This window comes from Butyrivibrio sp. INlla18, from assembly GCF_900103635.1.
GTDB lineage: Bacteria > Bacillota > Clostridia > Lachnospirales > Lachnospiraceae > Butyrivibrio.
Genome location: NZ_FMXK01000020.1, coordinates 1 through 16,044 on the forward strand (window position 1 = coordinate 1; position 16,044 = coordinate 16,044).

The window sequence follows — 16,044 nt, forward strand, 5'->3', positions numbered from 1 at the left end:
CTATCACTAGATATCCCAAACTTTGCAACACATCCATTTACACTTAACTCACCTTTTATAACTGTATCTACACAAGATGTTTTAAAATCTTTGCTATACCGCTTGTTTCCAGCCCCTTTAGTAAATGCGTCTGCTCCATAATTACGGTAAGCAGCCACCCATCTTATAAGTGTGGCTTGAGCTATATCGTTAGCATGGGCAATTGAATCATATGAGCCCATTCCGCTAAGGTATTCATTTACTCTATCAATCATCCATTCTACGGAATGTTTCCTTTTAGCCATAAAAAATCCCCCTAAAGGAGACTTTGGTTATTTCCATTGTCTACTTTAGGGGAATCATATCACAATATGCACACCGCTTCTCTTTTCAGTTCACAACTTTCATTAGATTAGTATAAGTATAGTTAATTAGATTTATTCTACTGTAACGTCTACAGTATCTCCGATTGAACCTGTTCCCTGGATTCCAAATTCTGCACAAGCACCTGGCTCAAGATTTGAATTCCAGAAAAGTGGTGTGATCACATAGTAATCATCAGTCTCTTCGATGTTTACACACCAGCTTGTATCGATCTTTACGTCTTTTTTGCTGACTTTGACTGTCCAGCCTTCTGTCTTGCTATCAGATTCATTCTTTACTTTAATGACTACCTGATATCCTGAACCCCAATTATGGATCACATAATCAGCCTTAAGTCCGTCTTTTCCAGGTGTTGGAGCTGGTGAGGGCTCTGGATCTGGATTTTCAGGATCTGGCTGTGGTGTTGGAACTTTGTTACCATCGATAGTAGCAGGTGTTCCATCAACATGCTTCATGATAGCTGTGATGATCTCAGGATCAGCCCATGTAAGTGATTTTCTATCAAGATATCTATGGCACTCTCCGTTTGAACCAGATGCATCATTGTCATAGAAGTTATTATCCCAGAGGCACATAGCAAGATTGCTGTACTTAGAAGCTGCTGACCAGTAATAATCAGCCCACTTTACTCTGTCTGCTGTGTTATTTCTGTTAGAAGCACTTGTCTCTCCAACAACTACAGGAATACCATTTGACATGAACTTAGAATTAAGATCATTAAAGAATACGTCAATATCTGTCTTGTTGCTCTGATCAAAGTTTGTGATGAAAGAATCACTAGCAAGAGCAAAGTTATATGGAATATAAGCATGCACTGAAAGGATAAGTCTGTTAGATGCTGAATCCTTAGGCATCTTGAATCCATCTGTCATGCAACCTTCGATTGAAGCATCATAACCAGGAACCATTACGCATCTGTCAGCGTTGTTACCACCTGTAGCTCTGATAGCATCAAGTGAAACCTGGTTGTAATCATTGATACACTCAATAGCTTCCTGAATATCGCTGCTAGGATTGTTTCTTGGGAACCACCATTCCTGACCATGTCCTACAAGTCTAGGCTCGTTCATTGTCTCGAAAATAAGGTGATAATCATAATCCTTGAACTCATTAGCAATCTGTGTCCAAACAGACTTGAAATACGCCTCAGAGCGGCTCTTATTTGCGTTGTTTGGTACATAGAAGCAATACTCAGAAGTAATATCATGATGTGTATTAAGGATTACATACATATCATTTGCGATACAGTAATCTACTACTTCTTTTACTCTTTCCATGAAGAAATCAGGGATCTCGTAGTTATCGCCTGTAGTGTACTGGCCCCATGAAACAGGGATACGCACTGTATTAAAGCCAGCCTTAGCTACTTCATCGATCATCTCTTTGGTTGTCTTTGGATTTCCCCAAAATATTTCAAGTGACATAGTGTATGGAAAGCTTGATTTCTGTCCAACTGAGTCCAGAGTGTTTCCAAGGTTCCATCCTACTGTCATATCTTTTACAACTTCTGTAGCAGTTTTATTTGTTCCACCAGCTGCGTGAACTGTCTGTACAGGAATAGCTGTAAAAACTAGAAATAATGCTAATAATAGTGTAAGTCTTCGTGTTATGCGTTTTATATTTCGCATTATTAAACCCTCCATATATTCTGTCGCGACAACAATATAATATGTGAGGCTGGCTCTTACGTCAATAGATTTTTAACAATTTTTGTAAATATTTGTAATTTCTTGTAACAATAATTTTCTTGCCTTTATATGTTATACTTAAAAGATAACCACGGTAGTAACTTACGATTATTTTTATCTTTTATGAGGATTTTTTTATGGAAAAAGAAATATTTGATAGTGAACAAAAGCACCTGACCAAGACCTACAACAAGCTCCTTGATATGAAAAAGGACTTAGAATCCCAGATCATGGACCTTGATGCTAAGGCAACTGACGAAAAGAATGATATTCGTGACAATATCCGCTTCGACTATGCTGATGCAGAGACCACCATGGAAACTCTTGGTGAGATTGAAGTTTGGAACAGATATATCGACACCTACAATATCGAGAGCAGTTCCCTTGGTAAGCGCCTTGGCATAGTAAAAAAGCTCTTGGAATCACCATATTTTGCCAAGATACAGGTTCAGTTTGATCCTTCAGAGCCTGTTGAGGATTATTACATCGGCCGCGCTGCCATCTCAGAAAATGGCTACGACCAGATGGTCATCGACTGGAGATCTCCTATTGCAGAAGTTTATTACAACCAGGAAAGCGGTCATACAAGCTATAAGGTTGAAGACAGAGAGATTCCTGTAGACTTAAAGCTCAGGAGACAGTTTAGTCTTAATAAAGATAAGCTCATCTCCTTCTTTGATACTCAGATTGCTATCGAAGACCCAATGCTTCTTAAGTCTTTGTCACAGACTCACACTGACAAGATGCAGGCCATCACCGCTACTATCCAGAAGGAGCAGAACACTGTCATCAGATATCCTGATGTCCCAGTTCTTTTAGTAAACGGCATCGCCGGAAGTGGCAAGACTTCTGTCCTCCTTCAGCGTATAGCATATCTCTTTTTCCAGAAAAGAAATACCTTAAGGCCTGATCAGGTGTGCCTCATGACACTTAATCCGGTATTTAGAGACTATATAGACAACGTACTTCCAGATCTTGGGGAGTCCAATCCTCTCACCATCACCTGGCAGGAATTCCTTGAAATGGTCCATATTCCATTTGAGACAAAAGAGATTGATTCTACAGAAGCTGAGAATCTTAAAAAGATCCATGACATGCTCCCAACCTTGATTCCAGAAGCTGAAGACTTCTATGATATCAAGCAAAAAGAAACCCTTGTCATGAATAAAAACGAGGTTCTATCAGTAATAAAGATGTTCAAGCAGTTCCCTATGGGAATGAGACTTATCCAGACAGCATCAGATGAGTTAGAGCTTAGAGCCAAAAACTCATTAAGAAATATGGATAGAGATACTGACGACGAGACAACTTCTGTATCCAAGTCAGATTCAGCTGAAAACAACAGGATTGAAAATGACTTTGGCGGAGCTCTTAGAGACATCAAGCACTGCAGCTTTGTAAATGTCACTCACGTTGCTCAAAGGATTCTTGGAACTAAGCGCATCACCGCCTGCGAGTGGCTCTTTACCAAGATGGAGCTTACAGGTATGTGCGATAAAAACATGCGCTACGTCATGATAGACGAAGTTCAGGACTACACCAAAGCTCAGCTCCTTGTATTTAAGAAATACTTCCCTAATGCAAGATTCATGCTCCTTGGAGATGAGTTCCAGGCTATAAGGGAAGGCACCATCTCCTTTGACGAGATAAAAGAAATGGCAAAGGAAGAAAATAAGAGTTTCGTAGAACTTCCACTTATGACAAGCTATAGAAGCTCACCAGAGATCACAGATAAGTTCGCAGCTCTTTTACCAGAAAATAAAAAGCTAATGGTATCCTCTGTGCAGCGTCCTGGCGAAGCAGTCACAATCAAAGCCTGCAAGAATGATGCTGAATATTATAAAGAGTTAAATGATAAAATAAAAGAGTTTGAGAAAAATGATGGCCTTACTGCTATTATCTGCAAAAAGCAGTCTACTATCGAGAACATTATCGTTAATCTTGGAGAAAAGGCACCTGTCATTGTATCTGGTCACGACTCTCTTCCAAAGGAAGGCGCGTTTATCATAGAGCTTCCTCTTGCTAAGGGTCTTGAATTTGACCATGTTATCCTGGCAGATGCTGATTCAGAAGGGTACCCTGATGATGAGCTTGGAAAACACTGCCTGTATACTGCAATGTCCAGAGCAACTCAGAACCTCGCCATCTTATCAAATGATAAGCTATCACCAAATATTAACTAAATAAGTTCAAAAAGCCCTTGCTCACTCTACGTAAGCAAGGGCTTTCTTATTATCTTCTCAAATTATTACGCTGTCTTTTGCTCTTCTTTGTCTTTTCTTAGCTTGCCATAAACAGGTGCAAGGATAAATAAGAAGAACAATATATTCTGAACTAGCATGATAGGGAGCATCCCCCATGTAACTGTCTGGTTCTGAAGAACGTTAGCATCACCGCCAGCAAATACAGCGATCATGTTATTGTTGATATAGTGCATGATTGAAATTGCCCATATATTCTCTGTCTTCATAAATGCATAGCCAAAGAAAATAGCCATAGCAACGCATGTAATGATCTGGCTTACAAACATCTGAAGACCTGTCTCTTTTGCATAGAAAAGATAATCAACAAAGATGTGCCAAACTGCCCATACAAGACCAAGGAGTAAAACACCAAGTCTTAAGCCAAATTTCTTTTGCATAATAGGCTGAAGATAATATCTCCATCCATACTCTTCACCCATAAATGCGATAAATGTAAGCGGGAAGTTGATAGCAAGACTTATAATCACTGTTACAATAGTAGGATTCAACAAGGAACCACTTAATGTATCAATATTTGATCCGCCTGTAAGGGCATCAAACATAAAACTTGAAATAAGACTTCTAAGTAAATATAAAACGATAAATAAGATTACAAGCAGGATACTGAGCTTAACTTTATTTCTGCTAAGTCCTGCGTTTGCTCTCTTTTCTTTGCCACATACCCAGAAAAGGATATATGCCACAAAGCTTCCTGCTATGAGCACATACTGTGAATAGATATTCCAGTTAGAATACTCTGTAATTCCATTATCGATCATAACTTCTGGAAGGAAAACTGAGAGAATAGCAAGTACCATCATAATGGCTGCTGTCACAAGAACTGTGATATATCCAGCCATAGGGAGCTTTTTGTCTTCTTCCCTAAAGAAAAGCTTACCTAAGATGACGCCGCACATAGGGTAAGCCATCTGAACATTGACAAAGGCTGTGAGATCCTTGCCGTTGTTCTTGCCAACGATCATAAGTAAACTCATTAACACTGTCACACCGTAGGCAATGGCAATAAACATCCAAAGCCTCTTTTTTTCAATACTTTTCATACCTTTTCTCCTTTTATAATTGTGTTCAGGAAACCACCTTGTGGATCCATTTGTTGCTTCTAAATCTAATGGTAAAGATGATACCTCTAACGCCCCAATCAGCGAACATACCGATCCAAACGCCCATTGCACCAAGTCCTACCACCCTGATAAGGAAGGTAGCAAGAGTAACTCTCAAAAACCACATTGTAAGCGTTGCAATTATCATTGAGAACTTAACATCTCCTGCAGCCCTCATGGCATAAGGAGTTATAAATGATGGTGACCATAAAAGTGGCTTAACGATAGTGATCCAGCCCAGCATATAAAGGCAGAGCTTTCTACTTTCTGGTGCCATACCTGCAAGTATCGTCACAGGTCCAGCAATTGCATAGGTAAAGAGACAGCTAACGAGTATTGCTATATATCCCCATCCTATCATCTTCTTGGTATAATATATAGCCTCATCCTATCATCTTCTTGGTATAATATATAGCCTCATCCTTGCGGCCAGCACCAAGGCACTGTCCCACAATAGTCATAAGGCCGATTCCTACGCCAATTCCTGCAACGCCATTTACATTTTCAAATATGTTAGTCATAGACTGAGCTGCAATAGCCGCTGTTCCAAGAAGTGAAACAGATGACTGGATAGCAAGCTTACCGAACTGGAACATTGAATTCTCTATGCCATTTGGTATACCCATCGCAAGGATTCTCTTTATCTTGCCTGCATCTGGTCTGATCTTGTGATAATCCTTTACAAATATCTCAAGCTTATCATTTCTTAGAAATGCCAAAAGAACTACTGCTGAAAATATACGTGAAATAAGTGTAGCAAGGGCTGCTCCATAAACACCAAGTCCAAAGCCCCAGATTAGGAGTGCGTTGCCCGCCACATTTAAGATATTTGAAACAATAGCGATATTCATTGGAAGCCTTGTGTTAGACTGAGCTCTGAAAATAGCACTTCCAGCTGCAGCAAGGGCCACGCCTGGATAAGAAAGAATTGTCAAAAGAAAATATATTCCAGCAGCTTCCATAACATCAGCATCAACTGTACCAAAGATAAGTCTTAAAAGCTGCATCCTAAAAAGCAGCCCTAATATCATCATGGTAACTGAAATCAAGGTAGATACTAACAGTACCTGCCTTGCTGATTCTCTTGCTCTATTTTTGTCTTTTTGGCCTATATAGGTAGAACAGATAATGACTCCACCTGTAGCCATGGCGTTAAATGCCTGTACCACCAGGTTGTTGATGGAATCAACAAGAGATACTCCTGAAAGGGCCGCAGCTCCGACGTTACTAACCATCATAGAGTCAGCCATACCCATAAGGGAGTTTAAAAACTGTTCAGCTATAATAGGAATCAGCAACAGAAAAAGCTTCCTGTTGCTGAAAATGTGTTTGTCTTCCATGTATTCTCCGATTACATACGTTCAGGAGCACTGAATCCTAACAGATCAATACCTGTTTCGAGGATCTTGAGTGTTGTAGCAAGAAGTGCGATGTAGCTGCTCTTCTTATTTTCATCAGCTTCTGCAAGGATCTTGGTTCCATGATAGAAACTGTTAAATGCATTACTAAGGTCATAGATATATGCACAGATTCTGTTTGGCGCAAGGTCTGCAGCTGCGCTCTCTACTGAATCTGCAAATCTTGTAAGAAGGAGCATAAGTGCCTTCATAGCGTCGCTATCTGGGTTATCAAGCTTAGCATCCTTAACTACTCCGCCTTCAGCCTCATATTTCTTGAGGATAGACTTGATACGAACCATTGTGTAAAGGATGTATGGGCCTGTATCTCCTTCAAATGATGTGAACTTATCAACATCAAAGATGTAATCCTTAGAAGGCTGGTTAGAAAGATCGCCATACTTGATAGCTGAAAGAGCTACCTTGTGAGCTGTATCCTTTGCCTCTTCGTCGCTGATATCAAGGTTACCTTCCTTGATCCTTGCATACATCTTTTCATCGATCTCAGCAATAAGGTTCTCAAGACGCATTACGCCGCCCTGTCTGGTCTTGAATGGCTTGCCATCGCTGCCGTTCATAGTACCAAAGCCAACGAAATGAAGCTCTGTCTCAGGAAGAACGAGCTTAGTCTTGCGTGCACATCTAAATACCTGTGTAAAGTAAAGTTCCTGTCTCTTGTCTACAACGTAGATAAGTCCTTCTGGATGGAATTCTTCCATACGCTGCTTGATAGTTGCAAGGTCTGTTGTATTGTAAAGAGATGCTCCATCTGACTTAAGGATCATGCATGGTGGAATCTCTTTGGTATCTGTCTCTTCTGCTACGTCAACAACAAGGGCGCCCTGGCTCTCATGAGCATATTCGTGCTGCTTCATGTAGTCTACCATTCCAGGAATAACCTCATGAACATCAGACTCACCTCTCCAAAGGTCAAAGTCTACAGAAAGCTTCTTGTAGTTCTGCTTAAGGTCAGCAACAGAAACATTTAAGATATGGTGCCAAAGAGCTCTATATGGCTTGTAACCATCCTGTAAGAGCTTAGTAGCTTCCATAGCTTCTGCCTTGAACTGCTCATCTTCTTTTGACTTCTTGCTGGCTGCAGGATAGATCTCTTCAAGCTCTGACACTGTAAATGGAGCCTCTTTTGGATATGCTCCCTGATAATCAGGATCAAAATAGCAAAGATCTGGCTTTCTCTCCTTGAGCCCTGTGATAACAAGTCCCATCTGAAGTCCCCAGTCACCAAGATGGATATCACCGATAACCTTGTGTCCTGTATATTTAAGAATTCTCTTGATACTCTCACCGATAACAGCTGAGCGAAGATGTCCTACGTGAAGAGGCTTAGCAACGTTTGGTCCGCCGTAATCAAGGATAAATGTAGGCTCATGACCTGGAAGTGTAACTCCCATGTGCTTCTCATGAAGCATCTTAACGATGTAGCTTCTAGCAAAGTCTCCGCTTACGATAATATTCAAAAAACCTGGCTTAACAGACTCTACCTTATCAAACATCTCGTTATTCTGAAGCTTCTCAGCCACTTCATCAGCGATCATAAATGGTGCCTTACCATACTTCTTGGCTCCAGCCATAGCACCGTTACACTGATATTCACAAAGATCAGGCCTGTTTGAGATAGTTACCTTTCCAAGCTCCCTGTCATATCCGGCAGCTTCAAACGCATCTCCAACCTCTTTTGATATAAGTTCAAGTACCTTTTCCAAAATTCTTCCTTCTTTCAATCAATTTGATTATTTTTCGTTAACGTAAAAGATTTTATCAAAATAAAGCTTTTCTATCAATGGCAAAAATACATAGTAATATAGCAAGAGTTACAAGGCATGCCCACTGGTTAAAAGAAATGAATCTCTCCTCGTGAGTGTCCCTCAAAAAATCCAGTAAAAACTTAAGTACAGTGCAGATGATAACTATTATTCCCGGCTTAAAAAAGTCTTTTTTTACCAGATAAACAGAGATCAAAAACAATACGATAAAGCTTATAGCCTCTACCATCTGAATAGGAAATCTCTCTCCATGTATGGATAGTCCGCCGCAGCATCCCTTGTAAGCGCAAGCAAGCTTACCTATTCCATACACTAGGGGCATGAATAAAAAATACGCCCTGTATATATCTTTTTTTGCCCCAGGAACTATTCTGTCCATGATAAAGCAGGCAAGGATCATGCCCAAGGCGCCGCCTGTGCTGTCGCACTTAATGGTCCTAAGTCCCGATGAAAAATATCCGCACATCACTGCAAAATAAATTCCCATGCAGAAATTAAGCATTATAGAAAAACCAAGGACCTGCCCAGAAACTTTGGCCTTATGAAGTTCAAAGCAGGCTCCTCCTATTCCAGAAAAGCCTGCTAAAAGTATCAGAAAAATATACATAGTTATTATCCAGGAATGCCTGAGCACACAGACTCAACAAGGTATACAAAAGCAAGAATAGCTACCACTACCAAAAGAACTCTCAAAACAAGGTCAATTATGTATACCCACATAAGTCCCTTACCAAATCTGTTCTTTGGATATTTGATCCTGACATAGATCATAAGTATGTAGCTTGCAAGTCCAGCAAGTCCGATAAGTGCCCCTGGAGCAAGTCTGATATAATCTTCGCCATCAAGCGATGAAAAAACATAGCCAAGGCTCCATCCACCAATCCTGCTGATGATCCAACAGATAAGAGATGACCAGCAAAGCTTCTTGGCAGTAGGATCTAAATTATCAGGATGCTCTGCAGTATTCATACCCTGCTGAGGATACTGCTGGTACTGCTGTTGTTGAAATTGCTGCTGTTGCTGATACTGTTGCTGCTGATTCATGTATTCCATCTGCTCTGGAGTATACTGCTGTGGCTGAACCTGAGGTTCGATCACTGGTACCTCTACTGGTTCTGGCATAATAGGCTGTCCTGTCTGAGGATCATGTCCAATTCCGCTAAATACTCCGTTTTCATTGTTTGGCTGATTATCCATTTAATTCCCCTTCTCTTTCCTTCTTTTCCTTTTCTCTCTGGGCCTTAGAAAAACTGCATCCACAAAAATCCTGTCTGTAAAGCCCAAACTTTTGTGAAAGCTCTATAGATCGCTTATAGCCGTTCTTTTTCTTAAAATCAGATGGTAAAAAGGTGATCGTCTTGCCTGTCTCCTGCGATATCACCCTTGAAGCCTCTTCTCCAACTTCATTTAGAACGTCAGCGTTCTTTAAAGGGCTGATAGTAAGCGTAGTTGTAAAAAACTCAAATCCGTTTTCTGCTGCGCTCTTTGCAGTCTCTAAAAGTCTAAGTTCAAAGCACTTTCTGCATCTGTCTCCGCCCTCTTTGCAGTCTTCATAGCCCTTAACTGCATCGTAGAACACTTTAGGATCATAATCTCCCTCGATAATACCGATCTTTCTGGCATTCTCATCAGAATTCATCCCATCAAAGCATCCTTCATCTATCTGCCTGTTATATTCCTCGATAAGTCTCTTTTCTTCTGCGACTCTTTTGCTATACTCCCCATCGGATGTGATATTGGGATTATAGAAAAAGACTGTCACATCAAAGTACTCTCTAAGATACTCAAGGCAATAGGATGAGCACGGAGCACAGCAAGCATGTAATAAAAGCTTTGGATACTCCTTCTTTTCCTGAAACTTTGATATTTGATTTTCTAATTCCTTTGCATAATTTCTTTTGTTCATCTAATTCCTAATCTATCGACTATCTCTCCTACTACCTCTTCAATAGTCTTGTTATCTGTATCTACCACAATATCTGCGGCATCTTCATAGGCTTCCATTCGGGAGGCCATCAGTTCTTTTATCTTGGAAAGAGGATCCTCGCACCTAAGGAGGGGACGACTGTCATCATCCTTAACTCTCTCATAGATAGTCTCAGGACTAGCCTTTAAGAACACTATCTTGCCAGCCTTTCTAAGGAGCCTTCTATTTTCCTCTCTAACAGGCATTCCACCGCCAAGTGATATAACAAATTCTCTCCAGTGATCACCTGTTATAGCTTCAAGAAGGTCTGTCTCCATATCTCTAAAGGCCTTCTCGCCCTCTTTTTCAAAGATCTCATTTATAGTGCAGCCTTCTGTCTCCTCAATGATCTCATCTGTATCAACCAGTTCCATGCTAAGCTCATCTGCCAAAAGAGCTGAAACAGCGCTCTTGCCGCTTCCCATAAAGCCTTCAAGTATAATATTGCTAGCTCCTACTACGTCCAGCATAAGTGATCTATAGATAACGTCGGCCTGCTCTTTGGTAACCTTGATCTTGTCATCAGCATGCCATAGCTCATAGGCATCAATTCCCTGATAAAGAAGCATCTTAAGCCCTGAAAAGTTCCTTGCTCCAGCTTCCTTAGCAAGCTTCATGAACTTGGTCTCAAGAGGTCTATACACCTCATCAAGAGCACAGCTTACATGCTTGTAGAACTCTTTATCCTCAATAACTGCGCTGTTCACATCTGGGAAAAGACCTACTGATGTGCACTGAAGAGCAATGAACTTATCATGAGCCATAAGTACTCTCTTGTAGTCTTCAAGCTTCATTGGTGTAACAACATCTGTATTAAGAGCAGTATTTACTTCTTCTGCTACAGCTTCAGCCTTTTCAAAGGTTCTATTAAGTATATAGACCTTTTTAGCCCCCTTATCTGCGCACAAAAAAGCTGTTGGTCTGGCAACTCCGCCAGCTCCAAGGATAACTACCACTTCACCAGACAGGTCAATTCCTTCATCCTGCATAGCGTGATAAAGGCCTGTAACGTCAGTGTTGTACCCTTTAAATCCGCCATTTGCAGTCCTTACAAGGGTATTAACAGCACCAATACTCTTAGCCAAAGGATCTATATCGTCAAGATAAGGAATTACCTCACTCTTGTAAGGAACTGTCACGTTAAGTCCCTTTATATCAAGGGCAAGCGCACCCTTAATTGCCGCCTTAACATCACTTTCCTTAACTTCAAATGGCACATATACCATATTGATGCCAAACATATCAGACAATGAATTATGAATAAGTGGAGATAATGTATGTTTAACCGGATTACCTATAAGTCCGCAGATCCTAGTATGTCCATCAGTATAGTTCATAGTTTCCCCCTTTAAGGCTCTTTAGTGTAAATTTTACAAGGAAAAACCTTTTAAATCAATAAAGAATGTCGCTTGCGACATTCTCGCGCCGAGCGCGGTTGCATTTATGCAACAAATACCTTTCGCGCGAGTGCGCATCCATAACGGAGTGCTTTATGCAATAGGAATTGCAGAGCAATTATCTATTGCATAAAAAAACCTCGACCAGTATCCGCTTTGGTCAAGGTTTCTTAATACTTTTTTTCACTTGAATCTTAAAGTTTTATAACAACTCCGTCCTCTGTTCCGGCAATCACATTGCTCTCCTTACCTGTAAGGTCTTTGCTTCCTACAAAGTACTGATACTCATGAAGGATCTGATCCTTCTGCATTCCTGATATCGCACTCTTCATATTGTCAGAAGCAAGGCCATTTCCACTAAAAAGATCTATCGAAGTATTATCATAAGTTCCAAGAGATATGGCAACATTCTCGATGGAAGCGTTGCTCTCTCTTTTGGGAACTTCCACAGTTAAGTCTAACTTATTATCTTGTTTAGGTTGATCATCTTTAAGGTCGCTACTTATCTGCCCCTGAAGATTCTTGGGATCAGAAAGTACTTTATCGCCGGCGGCAGGTATATTATATGCATCATAGCCTTGCATGAAACCAATTCTATTTAGTGCCATAATATCCGCCCCCTTTCTAAATAATTATATTTCCACTTGATAATTAAAATATCGGATTTTTACCGAATAACTTAATACCATTATATTAAAAAAAGTCCCAAAACCTCAGTATTTCTGAGAATTTTAAGACTTTTTAGACTTTTTTTATTCTTTGATTCCTGCAGCCTTTAAGAGCTGCTTTGTGTACTCTTCCTTAGGATTTTTATATACCTCTTTGGTATCTCCATACTCCACAACTCTGCCATTTTTCATGATCATAACATGGTCGCTTATCTGATAAACAACTCTAAGATCATGAGAGATGAAAATGATAGAGATTCCAAGATTCTTGTGAATCCTTGATAATAGCTCCATTATCTGGGAAGCAATCGTAACATCCAGGGCTGAAACCGGCTCATCCGCTATCAAGAGCTTAGGATTTCTCATAAGAGCAATACCTATGCACACTCTCTGCCTCTGTCCACCTGAAAGCTGTGATGGATACCTGTCTAGCATCTCCATAGGAAGCTCAATCTGAGTCATGATCTCCTCAACTCTCTTCTTACGTTCCTCAGGAGTCCATTTTTTCTTTTTATCAACCCTAAGAGGCTCCTCTAATAGCCAGCCAATCTTCTTGGAAGGATTAAGTGAATTGTAAGGATCCTGGAATACCATCTGTGGACCTTCGTACTTTTGCCACATTGCGCCCTCATAGTCCTTGTTGATGCCTACGATTGCCCTTGCAAGAGTAGATTTACCGCATCCTGATTCACCTGCTATTGCCAGCACTTCACCCTCATCCATGTCAAAAGACACATCAAATAAAGCCTGAACCTTCTTTTTTCCGGAAAAGAGCTTTCTTTTTCTATTCTTATAAAAAACATCTAAATGTGATACCTTAAGTACCTTTGTTTCTTCCATCTAAAATGCCTCACTCACCAATATCGATCTTGGGTATAGCTGCAATCAGTCTCTGAGTATATGGATGCTTTGGAGCCTTGAATATATCTGCAGTCTTACCAGACTCTACAATACTGCCCTTCTGCATAACGATTACCCTCTCGCAGAGCTGATTTACAAGGCTAAGGTCATGAGAAATGAATATTATTGATGTTCCCATTTCCCTATTAAGCTTTTTGAGTAGTTCAACGATCTGAGCCTGAACTGTTACATCAAGAGCTGTTGTAGGCTCATCCGCAATAAGTATCTGTGGACCTCCGATCATAGCAGCTGCGATCATAACTCTCTGCCTCATACCACCAGAAAGCTCATGAGGATACATATAATATACTTCCTCAGCATTTGTAAGGCCCACGTCCTTTAGCATGTTGATAGCTTTCTGTTTTCTTGTCTTTTTATCTATCTCAGGTTGATGGATATAAAGAGATTCCTCAACCTGCCAGCCAATCTTTTTAACCGGATTAAGACTTGTCATAGGCTCCTGGAAAATGATCGATATCTCATCTCCCTGATAGGTACGAAGCTTACTTCTATCGATTGTCAGAAGGTCATCACCATTAAACATGATCCTTCCTGTCTTTTTCATAGATCCTCTGTTAAGAAGACCAGCAATAGCAAGGGCGCTCATACTCTTACCAGAGCCAGATTCTCCTACGATACCGACTATCTCACCCTTCCCAAGCATTAGATCAAAGTCATCTACAGCTATAGTAGGGGTATCGCCATCGTGAAATTCTATATGAAGATCAGTTACATCAAGTATTATTTCCATCTTCTAATTCCTTCACCCAAAAATGAAAAACCTAAAACGATAAAAACGATCACAATACCAGGACACAGACAATAGCTTGGTACTGTAAACATGTACTGCTGAGCATCAGAAAGCATCTTACCAAGGCTGGCATATGGAGGCTGTGAACCAACTCCCAGGTAGCTAAGACCTGCCTCAGCTAGAACCGCGTTATTAAAGCCAATAAGTATTGATGAAGCAAGAACTCCCTTGATATTAGGAAGGATATGAACAAAGATCATCCTAAACTGTGATACTCCCTGGAGTCTTGCGCTCTCAACATAGTCCATTCCTTTGCATCTAAGGACTTCACCTCTTACAATTCTGGCATAACTAGGAATAAACGCTATTCCAAGAGACATCAGAAGCTGAGCCCACCCTGTTCCAAATACACTGACAATAACAAGTGCAAGCAAGATACTTGGGAAAGCAAACATAGCATCAATGATCCTCATGACTACTTCATCAAGTATTCCGCCAAAATAGCCTGTAAGAGCACCTATGATAGTGCCAAGTACAACACCAATAGTAACTGTTCCAAGAGCTATCAAAAGCGTGATCCTGCTTCCGTACATAACTCTGCTAAACACATCTCTTCCCATATTGTCCGTACCCATGATGTGCTTCAAAGATATACCCTGAAGCTTCTCACCGGCGCTCATCTTGGTAGGTTCATAGGGCATCCAAAAGAGGCCTACTATAACCATAAGAACTATAAGTCCTGTTATAATAAGTCCCGCTATCATATATGGATTTTTCTTAAGTTTTTTCAAAAAAGCCTTCATTAGTCTGTTATCTCAATTCTTGGATCAATGATCCTGTAAATTATATCTACTAAAAGATTTATTATTATTACAATAGCAGCTACGCCCATGATAATGGCCTCTACTACTGGATAATCTCTATTGCTGATACTAGAAAGAAGTATTCTGCTGATTCCTGGAATGCTAAATACCTGTTCAATAACGATACTTCCTGCAACCATGTCTGCAAGCAACATTCCAAGGAATGTGATCACTGGGATCATGGCATTTTTTAGTACATGTCTATATAGAACACCATTGGTGTTGTTTCCTCTGCTAAAGGCAGTCCTTGTGTAATCCTTGGCTGCTTCATCAATAAGACTTCCCCTGAGCATCTTAACTGTCATTGCGATCTTTGGAAGAGCAATCGCAACAGAAGGGAAAATAAGATATCTTAAAAATCCCCCAAAGTCTTCTGAATAGGATACAAATCCTCCTGGGGTAAAGAGCTTAAATATCATTCCAAAAATAAAAGTAATGATGATTCCTGAAAAGAAAGGAGGAATCGCCATTATTATCTGATTGATCATAGTAATAGCCTTATCTATAAAGCCATTTTCATATTTAGCTGTAAAGATTCCAAGTGGAATAGATACAAGTATAGTAAGAACAAATGACATAATAGCCATTGTAAGTGTGATAGGCACTTTGTTAAGAACCATGCCTGCAACAGGGACATTGTAATTGTAGGACATTCCCATATCCCCATGAATAAAAGATGTGAACCAATTAAAATATCTGACAATAAGAGGAGCATCAAGGCCCATCTCATGTCTCACCTGAGCGATAAGCTCTGGAGAAGCCTCTGTTCCTAGCTTTCTAAGGGCAGGATCACCAGGTATTACGTTAAAAGCGAGGAATACGCAAAATGAAACCACCACCAAAGTAATGATCATAGAAAAAAACTTTTTGATGATATATTTCATATGCATATTCCTCGCAAAT

General features: G+C 40.3%; 14 protein-coding genes and 1 pseudogene. 1 reads left to right on the forward strand and 14 read right to left on the reverse strand.

What is annotated here, in order from left to right:
- Positions 1 to 284: transposase (locus BLS24_RS13190; RefSeq protein ID WP_143015186.1), on the reverse strand; the 284-nt coding region annotated here is incomplete at its 3' end.
- A 132-nt stretch (positions 285 to 416) separates the two neighbouring features.
- The gene (locus BLS24_RS13195; RefSeq protein WP_176764440.1) at positions 417 to 1,991 is read right to left on the reverse strand and encodes a cellulase family glycosylhydrolase; all 1,575 of its coding nucleotides are present in this window, start codon (positions 1,989 to 1,991) and stop codon (positions 417 to 419) included.
- A 197-nt stretch (positions 1,992 to 2,188) separates the two neighbouring features.
- Between BLS24_RS13195 and BLS24_RS13200 the strand changes: the two genes are divergently transcribed.
- Positions 2,189 to 4,234 (forward strand): HelD family protein, encoded by a 2,046-nt coding sequence (locus tag BLS24_RS13200; protein WP_091760071.1) that lies wholly within the window; start codon positions 2,189 to 2,191, stop codon positions 4,232 to 4,234.
- A gap of 65 nt (positions 4,235 to 4,299) precedes the next feature.
- On the opposite strand, the gene BLS24_RS13205 is transcribed toward BLS24_RS13200, so the two are convergent.
- The 12 genes and pseudogenes from BLS24_RS13205 to BLS24_RS13260 all read right to left on the reverse strand — a co-directional run bounded on the left by BLS24_RS13205 (position 4,300) and on the right by BLS24_RS13260 (position 16,025).
- Positions 4,300 to 5,355 carry a CPBP family intramembrane glutamic endopeptidase gene (locus BLS24_RS13205; RefSeq protein WP_091760074.1) on the reverse strand — a complete coding sequence of 352 codons (1,056 nt, stop codon included), beginning with the start codon at positions 5,353 to 5,355 and terminating at the stop codon, positions 4,300 to 4,302.
- A 25-nt stretch (positions 5,356 to 5,380) separates the two neighbouring features.
- Positions 5,381 to 6,755: pseudogene (locus BLS24_RS13210) on the reverse strand (MATE family efflux transporter).
- Between the two features lie 11 nt (positions 6,756 to 6,766).
- Complete coding sequence (gene argS / locus BLS24_RS13215) at positions 6,767 to 8,536, reverse strand: arginine--tRNA ligase (protein ID WP_091760077.1); 1,770 nt, start codon at positions 8,534 to 8,536, stop codon at positions 6,767 to 6,769.
- 55 nt (positions 8,537 to 8,591) lie between these two features.
- Positions 8,592 to 9,203 (reverse strand): prolipoprotein diacylglyceryl transferase family protein, encoded by a 612-nt coding sequence (locus tag BLS24_RS13220; protein WP_091760080.1) that lies wholly within the window; start codon positions 9,201 to 9,203, stop codon positions 8,592 to 8,594.
- 5 nt (positions 9,204 to 9,208) lie between these two features.
- Positions 9,209 to 9,793: a hypothetical protein gene (locus tag BLS24_RS13225; protein ID WP_091760083.1), complete on the reverse strand. Its 585-nt coding sequence runs from the start codon at positions 9,791 to 9,793 to the stop codon at positions 9,209 to 9,211.
- On the reverse strand, positions 9,786 to 10,502 hold the full coding sequence (locus BLS24_RS13230) for an epoxyqueuosine reductase QueH (RefSeq protein WP_091760086.1): 717 nt from the start codon (positions 10,500 to 10,502) through the stop codon (positions 9,786 to 9,788). The genes BLS24_RS13225 and BLS24_RS13230 overlap by 8 nt, the downstream gene beginning before the upstream one ends.
- The gene (gene aroE, locus BLS24_RS13235) at positions 10,499 to 11,899 is read right to left on the reverse strand and encodes a shikimate dehydrogenase (protein ID WP_091760089.1); all 1,401 of its coding nucleotides are present in this window, start codon (positions 11,897 to 11,899) and stop codon (positions 10,499 to 10,501) included. Before aroE ends, BLS24_RS13230 begins: the two co-directional genes overlap by 4 nt.
- 254 nt (positions 11,900 to 12,153) lie before the next feature.
- Positions 12,154 to 12,567, reverse strand: a complete 414-nt coding sequence (locus tag BLS24_RS13240) for a hypothetical protein (RefSeq protein WP_091760092.1) — start codon at positions 12,565 to 12,567, stop codon at positions 12,154 to 12,156.
- Between the two features lie 144 nt (positions 12,568 to 12,711).
- A complete protein-coding gene (locus BLS24_RS13245; protein WP_091760095.1) occupies positions 12,712 to 13,467 on the reverse strand; it encodes an ABC transporter ATP-binding protein in 756 nt (251 codons plus the stop codon).
- 10 nt (positions 13,468 to 13,477) lie between these two features.
- Entirely contained in the window at positions 13,478 to 14,278 is an 801-nt protein-coding gene (locus BLS24_RS13250; protein ID WP_091760098.1) for an ABC transporter ATP-binding protein, read from the reverse strand.
- Positions 14,269 to 15,069: an ABC transporter permease gene (locus tag BLS24_RS13255; protein WP_330388273.1), complete on the reverse strand. Its 801-nt coding sequence runs from the start codon at positions 15,067 to 15,069 to the stop codon at positions 14,269 to 14,271. Before BLS24_RS13255 ends, BLS24_RS13250 begins: the two co-directional genes overlap by 10 nt.
- A gap of 11 nt (positions 15,070 to 15,080) precedes the next feature.
- On the reverse strand, positions 15,081 to 16,025 hold the full coding sequence (locus BLS24_RS13260; RefSeq protein ID WP_091760103.1) for an ABC transporter permease: 945 nt from the start codon (positions 16,023 to 16,025) through the stop codon (positions 15,081 to 15,083).
- Between the last annotated feature and the right edge of the window lie 19 nt (positions 16,026 to 16,044).